Origin of the sequence: Alteromonas sp. MmMcT2-5, assembly GCF_022348315.1 — a bacterium.
GTDB classification, from domain to species: domain Bacteria; phylum Pseudomonadota; class Gammaproteobacteria; order Enterobacterales; family Alteromonadaceae; genus Alteromonas; species Alteromonas macleodii.
In genome coordinates, this window is the sequence record NZ_JAKRFB010000051.1 from 25,684 (window position 1) to 34,771 (window position 9,088).

A 9,088-nucleotide genomic window follows, 5' to 3' on the forward strand; every position below is an offset into this window, starting at 1 on the left:
AAAGAATAAAACAGAAATAAAAAAGGCAGAAACTCACTATGAACTCTACATTGTCGGCACTGACATTTAAAAAGCACTCGCTTTCAAAATTGCTAACCGCAACGTTTGCAACAGCGGCAACGTTAGGCGCTATGACCACCACGCTTACGGTGGATGCTGCAACGCTTGTTGAGAACGTAAAAGGCTATACGTTAAATGAAAGTGGCAAACTCATTACGTTTAAAAACCTTGTCATTGATGAAGGCAAAGTGGTTGCATTAGATATCGACAAAGGCAACACGCCTGTCGACAGCACCATTGATGGCAAAGGCAAAGTTATGCTACCCGGGCTTATCGACGCTCACGGGCATTTACTAGGCTTAGGCGCAAACTTGTTGGAAGTCGATTTGCGAGAAAGTAGCAGTGCGCAAGACGCGGCCAAGACAGTTGCCGAATACGCATTTGCAAATGGACAACAAGCTTGGATTACCGGGCGCGGTTGGAACCAGGAATTGTGGTCTGACAGAGCGTTTCCAACAGCGGCTGACTTGGATAAAGTAATTTCTGACCGACCTGTGGCACTAGCTCGTGTAGACAGCCACGCTACCTGGGTGAACAGTAAAGCGATGGAAATTGCGGGTATAACTAAAGACACTCCATCGCCTGCGGGGGGCGAAATCATTAAAGACGCTGACGGTAATCCTACCGGTGTTTTCATTGATAATGCATCGCAGTTAATTGAAGCGCACTTGCCTAAAGCAAGCAACGCTATTTACGAGCAGCAATTACATGCAGCAGGTGAGCACTTACTAGCAAATGGCGTTACGTCAATGCACGATGCTGGCGTAGGCAGAGACGTTTACGATTTCTATTTAAAAGAAGCAGTAGAAGGTGACTTGCCTGTGCGTATTTATGCCATGGTGAGTGCGACAGACCCTGACCTCAGCACCATGCTGGGCAATGGTACTATTCGCGACCAAGATGACTTTTTATATATTCGTTCGGTAAAAGCCTATGGCGATGGTGCACTTGGTAGCCGAGGCGCAGCATTGCTTGAACCTTATTCAGATGCACCGCATCAACATGGTTTGCTGTTAACTCAACCAGAAGATATGACCCAACTGTTTACTACGGTAATTGGTGCGGGCTTCCAGCTTAACTACCATGCCATTGGTGATAAGGCTAACCATGTTGCACTGAACGAGTTTGAAACCACGTTTAAGAGTATTGGCGGCAGCGAACTGCGCAACCGCATTGAGCATGCACAGGTGATTGCGCCTGACGACCTAGCCCGCTTTGCTTCGCTGAAGGTCTTACCTTCCATGCAGCCTACTCACGCCACCAGCGATAAGAACATGGCGGAAGATCGCCTTGGCAAAGATCGTATGAAAGGCGCTTACGCGTGGAAAACGCTACTCGATTCGGGCATTGCACTACCCTTAGGCTCTGATTTCCCTGTAGAGCTTGCTAACCCATTTTACGGGCTTCACGCTGCGGTAACGCGACAAGACAGAAACAATCAACCCGTAAAAGGTTGGTATGCCCACGAAGCGTTAACCATTGAACAAGCCTTTAAAGGGTTTACTTTAGATGCTGCCTACGCAGGGCATATGGAAGATACCTTGGGCACACTGACGCCAGGAAAATGGGCAGACTTTATCTTGGTCGACCAAGATATTTTTACCATTGATGCCAAAGACATTTGGAAAACCGAAGTACACGCAACTTATGTGGCTGGAGAAGAAGTTTTTTCTAAATGAGTAGCGAAAACAAAAGCCTGTTAACCAAAGGGATTGGCGGCATTGGCGCTGCCCTTTTGGTGTTAAATGGCCTTATTGGGGCGGGCATTTTTGCTCTGCCCGCTAAAATGGCCGCTGAGCTCGGCGCTTTCAGCCCTTACATCTTTTTGATTTTTGGCGCGCTAATGCTGGCCATTGTGTGGTGTTTTGGGCAGCTAGCGGCGCTGTACCAAGAAACCGGTGGACCTGTGGTGTACGCCCAGAAAGGCTTCGGCGACGCAGCGGCGTTTCAAACTGGCTTTATTTACTATTTAGCTCGCGCAACCGCGATTGCCGCCAACATGCACGTGTTATTGCTGTACGCCGGCTATGTGTGGCCCGAACTGAATGCGGGAATAGGCAAGTCATTCGCTATTATCGCGCTTACCACAGCACTAATCGTAGTGAATATTGTCGGCCTTAAAGCCGCCATGCGCTCGCTTGATACTATCTCGGTGTTAAAACTGCTGCCTTTCGTGGCGCTTATTGGAGTTGGCTACTGGCAGCTCGACTTTTCTGCTGCATTTACAAGTACATCGACATCCGTTGTGCCTGCATTTGACACCATATCTGCCGGCGCCCTACTTACGCTTTACGCTTTTATTGGTTTTGAAACGGTAGTGGTCACGAGCGGCGAGACCAATTCACCGAAAAAAACCATACCTCGTGCACTAATGCTTACGGTTTCAGGTATTGCCATATTTTACTTTTGCGTGCAGTGGCTTTATTGGCACACCGTGGGGCCTGCAAAACCTGATAGCGCACCGCTAATTGCACTCGCCAATATGATATTTGGCGAAACCGGGGCCCTCATAATGACGCTTACCGCCGTAGTGTCGGTTGCCGGTAACTTGTTAGCGAATATGATATCTACGTCTCGACTTACGTTCTCTATGGCGCAGCAGTCACTTATTCCAGGTAAACTGGGACAGAAGTTAGGTGAGATTCACACATCCTTTGCTACCCCAGCGGTGTCAATATTAATACTGGGAATATTTGCCGGTACTATGGCACTTAGCGGTAGCTTTGTATGGTTAGCTATTTCCAGTGTGCTTGCCCGGCTTGTGGTTTACGCCGTGTGTGTAGTGGTGTTGATAAAAGCACAGCGGGCTTCATTGCAAGGTGCTTCATTTCAAGGGGCTTCCTTGCAGAGCGCTTCTTCACAAAGCAGCATGCAGCAAGATAATTCTGAGAATGACGCTTATTTTAACGGCTCTGCAGGCGCATTTGCCAGCCCTGTAAACCTGTTTCGACGTCTGATACCCATTGTCGCACTAGCGGTTTGCGCATGGTCTATTGCACAGTCGTCAACCAACGCGTGGCTATTTTTAATGGGTGAATTAGTGGTTGGCGCACTGCTTTATTTTTTTTATTTCGCTCCAAGCAACAAAGAATCAAAAGGTTAAACCGTGGAAATTCAAGTTATACCCGTTACGCCCTTTGCCCAAAACTGTTCATTAATTTGGGATTCATCCACTAACAAAGGCGCGTTTGTCGACCCGGGCGGGGACGTTGAAACGCTGATTGAAGCTGCGTCAAATAAAGGCGTGAGTATAGAAAAAATCATACTCACTCATGGGCACTTAGATCATGTAGGCGGCACTGTCGCCATTGCTGAACATTACGGTGTACCTATTGTTGGGCCGCATATTGGCGATAAATTCTGGCTAGATGCACTTATGCAGCAAAGCCAGATGTTTGGCTTTCCACCCGCCCAGCCTTTTGCTCCCAACGAGTGGTTAAACGACAACGATACCATTTCAGTGGGCAATTTAACGCTAGACGTGCTGCATTGCCCGGGTCATACACCTGGTCATGTGGTGCTGGTAGAACGCTCAAGTAATCGCGTTATTGTGGGCGATGTAATTTTCGCAGGCTCTATTGGCAGAACTGATTTCCCTCAAGGTAATCATCAGCAATTAATCGACTCGATTAAACAGAAAATTATGGTGCTGCCGGATGATATGACGATTTACCCGGGTCACGGGCCAACCACAACGGTTGCAACCGAAAAGGCTTCGAATCCTTATGTGTCTGGCAGGTTCGGTTAGCCTAATTAAAAATAAAAAGGCGAGGTACGTTTAATTGCTATTAACGCCCTCGCCTTCCTGTTAATTAACGCCCGCTACATACAAGCATGAAGCGATAATTAACAGACCTTACAAACAATGCTTATTCGTAAGCGCCGCTTGCATAATGCAACTCATAGCTGTGGCTATAAATTTCAAGGATGTTGCCAAACGGGTCTTCCATGTAAATCATGCGGTAAGGCTTTTCACCCGGATAGTAATAACGCGGCGCCTTCATTCGCTTTTTACCACCAGCAGCGACAATCTTTTCAGCCAAGCCTTCAACATCTGGGTCTTGAACACAGAAATGAAAGATACCGGTTTTCCAATATTCAAAGTTGTTTTCTGGGTTCTCTTGGTTGCTGAACTCAAAAATTTCAACGCCGACACGATCCCCTGTTGATAGATGCGCAATGCGGAATTTTCCCCAACCTGGACCAAATACATCGGTACACATTTCGCCAATCGCCGAGTCATCTTCAACAATCTCTGTTGGCTTCATGATGAGGTACCAGCCAAGTACTTCGGTATAAAATTTCACGGCAGCTTCTAAGTCAGGTACTGAAATTCCAATATGAGAAAACGTACGTGGATACGGTGTTTTTACTGCTTCAGTCATCACTTACTCCTATGTAGTGCAAGTTATCAAAATGGCTTAAGCGGCCGCCTCATCAAGAAGGCCAACTCGAACACCGCTTAAGTGAATGTGCATACATAGTAGCTAGACAAAGATGAAATATGAAATTATGATATTTTCTAAATTTAATAATTTTAAATTATAGAAAAATGATAAACCCTATTTGGCTAGACACCTTCATCACGTTAGTAGAAACGGGGAACTTTACGCGCACCGCAGAGCAACGGTTTATGACGCAGCCGGGCGTAAGTCAGCACCTTAAGAAACTGGAAGAGGCATGTCAGTGTGAACTAGTCATCCGTTTAGGCAAGGGGATTCAGCTAACTGAACAGGGCCAGCGTGTGTACCACTATGCCAAGGAGCAGCAGGAAAAAGAGCAAGATTTTATTGCCAGCTTAAAGTTTGACGCCCCTTTTGAAGGTAAGTGCGTAGTAGCCTGCTCAGGCGCGATTGCTCAGCGTATTTACCCTGCTCTGCTGGCACTGCAAAAGCAGCATAGCGCGCTTAATGTTCACGTGGAAGTCGCACCTCGTCGTACTATTTTGTCAGGCATTGCGAACAATACGCTGGAGCTTGGCATTGTGACAAACCAGCCAGAGAGTGAAGATATACATAGTGAGTATTTAGGCGAAGAAGCATTGGGGCTTATTCTACCGCGTAGCCTACCTGACGCGCTTGCTGCGCAGGTTCCTGGGTTATCTGAAAACGCGCAGGGTATTATTTCGGGTTCGGGTTCGGGTTCGGGATCGGGTTCGGGTTCGGGATCGGGATCGGGTACGGCTGCTGGTTCGGGTTCGGTATAAGCCGCGGGCACTTAACGATTGCGGAGAAGCTGAGTTAGCCAACATTAATCCGAATAAATTGCCTCATGCCGGCTACATAAACCAGCTTTCGCAAATTCTACTGCCGGTAAGCGAAGGGTTGGGTTACACCGTGCTGCCCACCAGCACACTAGACTTTGTGTCTTTTGCCGACAAACTTACCGTCTACAAAGCTAAAAATGAAGTAACCGAGCCCCTATACAGTGTTCACCCCCCCCACAGCGCTCTACCCGCCCGCTACCAAGCAGTTAAGCAAGCAATCACCCAAGTATTGGGTTAAAAATGGGGTCAGAGTACATTATTACGCTGGGTTACTAACTCAGCACCGAGCTTTTTGAGAGTGGGCCAATTAAAGTTACTCCGACCCCATAGTTCGAGTTATGGGGTCAGAGTACATTATTACGCTTGGTTACTAACTCAGCGCCGAGCTTTTTGAGAGCGGGGCAATTAAAGTTACTCTGCCCCCACAATTCGTGATTAGTCGTGAAGCGATGGATCTGGTGCAACCATATCGGCTTCTTTTTTGTGTTCAGGGACATCCACTTTACCCGAGGCTATGACTTCGCCTTCCTGCCATAGCTTCCACTCACCCCGTTCATAGATATCCCACTGTTCATCGTTTGTTAGCGGTTCAGTAGCAATAATGCTCACTACATCTTTTGGCGTGGTTTCAGCTGCAAAATCAATTTCCACCTCTACATCACTCAAACAAGTGGGGCCAAAAGGTGCTCTGCGGGTAATGCTAGCTAACTTTGTACTACAGAACGTAAACAACCAGTCGCCATTGCTCAGCAAGCAATTGAATACACCTTGCTGAGCGTACTCCTTTGCAAGTGAAACTAACGTTTCAGCTAACTGCTCAGGCATAGCGTCTCGGGGGAGATTTTGCCTAACATTATTCATAATATCGCAGAAAAGCTCTTCGCTATCGGTATCCCCAACTGCTTCGTAAACACCCGTCCGGCGCGAGAAATTAGGTAGTTGTCCGTTGTGCGCAAACACCCAGTATCGCCCCCACAGTTCGCGAGTAAAGGGATGCGTGTTAGCTAAGTTAATGTTACCCACATTAGCCTGACGAATATGGCAAATCGCATTCTTGCTTTTTATAGGCAACTTCGAAACAAAGTCTGCGATGGGTGATGTGGCGCAAGGCTCGGGATCGTGAAACATACGCACGCCCTTCCCTTCATAAAAAGCAACGCCCCAGCCGTCTTTATGCGGCCCTGTTTCACCACCGCGGCGAGTCAGCCCGGTAAAACTAAAACATAGGTCAGTAGGAGTGTTCGCACTCATGCCTAAAAGTTCACACACAACGTTTGTCACCTATAGCAGTTATTTCATTAAGTATGTCGAGAATACGCAAGCACTCGAGCCGAATCAATTCGACATTGGTCCGTAATAAAGGAGAAGCGGCAGACTTTACAACTCACTCACCTTTTTAAACCCAATGACCTTCATACCACTTTATTTTAATTGAATTGCGTAAAAACGTCCGTTTTATGTTTACCTCCCCTTTCATTTACAATAAATAATAATGATAATCAATTACAAACAAACTATTCTTTCATATATATGATGCGCTACCACTCTTGCTCGATTTATTCGCTTTTCGTCATTGTTATGTGTTCGGTGTTATTACCTTATACTTCTTTTGCTAACGAGGTTTCGCCTTCAACTCATATCGCTAATACTGGGAACAACAAGGTAAATCAAACCTTTAAGCATTTATTAAGCGAACATCAAATCGTGGCAATTGGTGATATACACGGCTCCGCAGCACCGACAGAGCTCTTAATCAACGCTCTGTCTGATCGTGATATCTTTGAGAGTGTCGACGTTATTGTGACTGAGTTCGGTAATAGCCATTACCAGCCCGAGTTGGATGATTATCTGCTTAACCCCAATACAAAGGTTTCACTGCAAGAGTTAGAGCCTTTGTGGCAGGACAGTATTTATTTCATGGCGTGGCAATATAAGCATTACCGACATTTCGTACAGACACTAAGGTTACTCAATGCATCGTCAAACCATAAAGTGCGCATAGCTCTGGCTGAACCAGAGTTTAAATGGGAAGGATTGAGCAAAGAGCAATGGCAGTCTCTCACCAAAACACGCATTGTTAACTATGAAAAAACTGTGAAGCAGATAGCTGAACAAAAAGATAAAGCGATTCTTCTGTTTGGCGCAATGCATACATTAAAGCAACCGGTGTCGTTAAAGCGCGGGGAAGCAATCAATGAGTTTGTGCCCTTTACTTCTAAGCTTAAGGACCTAAATATTGCGACAGTATGGACCCACTTTTCCACATCGACAATACCTGATATTTCTACTCCTACGCTTGTTTTGCTTAACGAAAAGAGTGAATTGAACTCCCCTTTATCCAGCGTTTCAGCACGATTTGCAGACGGCACGAATCAAAAGCTTTCAGACGTTGCTGACGCATACTATTACCCAGGCCCTTTGGACCGACATGCGCCAGTGCCTTCACATATTAAACGAGACAGCCAGTGGCACCACGAGATGAGTCGACGCGCCGCAATAGTTGACGAACGAGTCTCAGCACAAATCGCTAAGCAATTAGCTGAATGGCAAGCCGAAACCGACTAGCAATACGAAATTATAGGGTCAGAGTACTTTTTTAGTAATGTACTCTGACCCCATTTGTTCTGTGTTAAGCTGACAAATCCCATGTAATGCTGACGGGTCGTCGACACTGAGATAAAGTGTGTCCATCGGCTCAATAAAAGTCGCTAAACCCGAGTAATATTTTTGTTCTGACACAAAGGTAAGCTTAACGTTTGCGTTGCCTCTACCGAAATGGAACTGTTCTTTTGTTGAAGCAGCCGTCCAACTGCCTGTTTCTACTTGTTTAATATTGGAAAGTGGAATAACAGTCATTCCCCACCACGAATTATTCACCATAAGCGTATCTTTTATAAGGTAAACAGAGTAATGCTTGCTGACTCTGTAGTTAGCAATAAACATCACTATGAGGTAAAAAACCAAGGTTGCCACGACAATGGCAACCGTTTCACTCCAAAGTGCTATGGCGAGATAACTTGCATACGTCGCAACTACAAGCGCTACACAAACCAGTGACACATGCCACCACTGTGCGGACCATAAATGCAGATTGGCTATGGCGGGAACATGGTTTCTACTAAAACGAGGAATGGCGTAGTACCAACTGGCGGGCTCATGAGCAAACATAAGTGCCAACTCTAACTTCTTTGCTTCTTTTGACCCTTTTTCATAAATGTTATCGCCTTCATATTGTTCCAGCATATGAATTCGCGGATCGCCAGAGAGCTTTCGAGCCCCCCACAACGCTTTAACTATCGTTACCAGAAGGAGAATTTCTATCACCATCAACACTGCAATAACCGGGTATTTAAGGTAGGTAATGAATTCAAAGTAATAGGCTAACTGCTCTGGATAGTTATAGCGTGCGACCAAACTACTTAAAGAAAGAACTAACACTAATTTCCACAAAGCCTGATTGCCAATTTGAATGATCCAGAAATAGTAAAGTACAGGCAAAAAGACAAAATATGCCAACGTAACAAGCAAGGTATTTCGCCAATGTGCATTAGCCCAAATACTTTCAAAGGAGAGGGTTATTTCAGGAAGTGTTTCAGGTAAAAATAACGTTCCTACATAAAAGCAGGCAGCAGCAACTATTAGAAAAGCTATTCGGTATTTAACACTGAGCTATCCCCACGAATAGTAAAATAAAGTCAAAGAGTTAGGGAACATTCATGGCATTTGGTGATCAGATCTTTCGCCAAAAAAAAACCAACACAG

7 protein-coding genes and 1 pseudogene are annotated in these 9,088 nt (G+C 45.8%); 5 read left to right on the forward strand and 3 right to left on the reverse strand.

Features of this window, described 5'->3' with window-relative positions; genetic code table 11:
* The first annotated feature begins 38 nt into the window (after nucleotides 1-38).
* From MHN09_RS17295 to MHN09_RS17305, 3 genes are read left to right on the forward strand one after another with little or no spacing between them, the layout of a single operon-like run.
* Nucleotides 39-1,739, forward strand: coding sequence for an amidohydrolase (locus tag MHN09_RS17295; RefSeq protein ID WP_239241597.1), 1,701 nt, complete (start codon nucleotides 39-41; stop codon nucleotides 1,737-1,739).
* Nucleotides 1,736-3,163, forward strand: coding sequence for an APC family permease (locus MHN09_RS17300; RefSeq protein WP_239241599.1), 1,428 nt, complete (start codon nucleotides 1,736-1,738; stop codon nucleotides 3,161-3,163). The genes MHN09_RS17295 and MHN09_RS17300 overlap by 4 nt, the downstream gene beginning before the upstream one ends.
* Before the next feature lie 3 nt (nucleotides 3,164-3,166).
* The gene (locus MHN09_RS17305) at nucleotides 3,167-3,808 is read left to right on the forward strand and encodes an MBL fold metallo-hydrolase (RefSeq protein WP_239241601.1); all 642 of its coding nucleotides are present in this window, start codon (nucleotides 3,167-3,169) and stop codon (nucleotides 3,806-3,808) included.
* Between the two features lie 121 nt (nucleotides 3,809-3,929).
* Here the strand turns inward: MHN09_RS17305 and MHN09_RS17310 are convergent, their stop codons facing one another.
* Entirely contained in the window at nucleotides 3,930-4,445 is a 516-nt protein-coding gene (locus tag MHN09_RS17310; protein WP_014950763.1) for a lactoylglutathione lyase family protein, read from the reverse strand.
* Nucleotides 4,446-4,612: 167 nt separating this feature from the next.
* On the opposite strand from MHN09_RS17310, the pseudogene MHN09_RS17315 reads away from it, so the two are divergent.
* Nucleotides 4,613-5,564, forward strand: a pseudogene (locus MHN09_RS17315) (LysR family transcriptional regulator).
* 197 nt (nucleotides 5,565-5,761) lie between these two features.
* Here the strand turns inward: MHN09_RS17315 and MHN09_RS17320 are convergent.
* A complete protein-coding gene (locus MHN09_RS17320) occupies nucleotides 5,762-6,595 on the reverse strand; it encodes a class II glutamine amidotransferase (RefSeq protein WP_239241603.1) in 834 nt (277 codons plus the stop codon).
* A gap of 435 nt (nucleotides 6,596-7,030) precedes the next feature.
* Between MHN09_RS17320 and MHN09_RS17325 the strand changes: the two genes are divergently transcribed.
* Entirely contained in the window at nucleotides 7,031-7,891 is an 861-nt protein-coding gene (locus MHN09_RS17325) for a hypothetical protein (protein ID WP_239241605.1), read from the forward strand.
* Nucleotides 7,892-7,909: 18 nt separating this feature from the next.
* Here MHN09_RS17325 and MHN09_RS17330 read toward each other — a convergent pair whose 3' ends face one another.
* Nucleotides 7,910-8,764 (reverse strand): hypothetical protein, encoded by an 855-nt coding sequence (locus MHN09_RS17330; RefSeq protein WP_239241606.1) that lies wholly within the window; start codon nucleotides 8,762-8,764, stop codon nucleotides 7,910-7,912.
* Between the last annotated feature and the right edge of the window lie 324 nt (nucleotides 8,765-9,088).

What these genes read in the sequence shown, in the direction of transcription:
- MHN09_RS17310 (WP_014950763.1), bottom strand. Translation starts at nt 4,445, where the DNA reads ATGACTGAAGCAGTAAAAACACCGTATCCACGTACGTTTTCTCATATT.
- MHN09_RS17300 (WP_239241599.1), top strand. Translation starts at nt 1,736, where the DNA reads ATGAGTAGCGAAAACAAAAGCCTGTTAACCAAAGGGATTGGCGGCATT.
- MHN09_RS17295 (WP_239241597.1), top strand. Translation starts at nt 39, where the DNA reads ATGAACTCTACATTGTCGGCACTGACATTTAAAAAGCACTCGCTTTCA.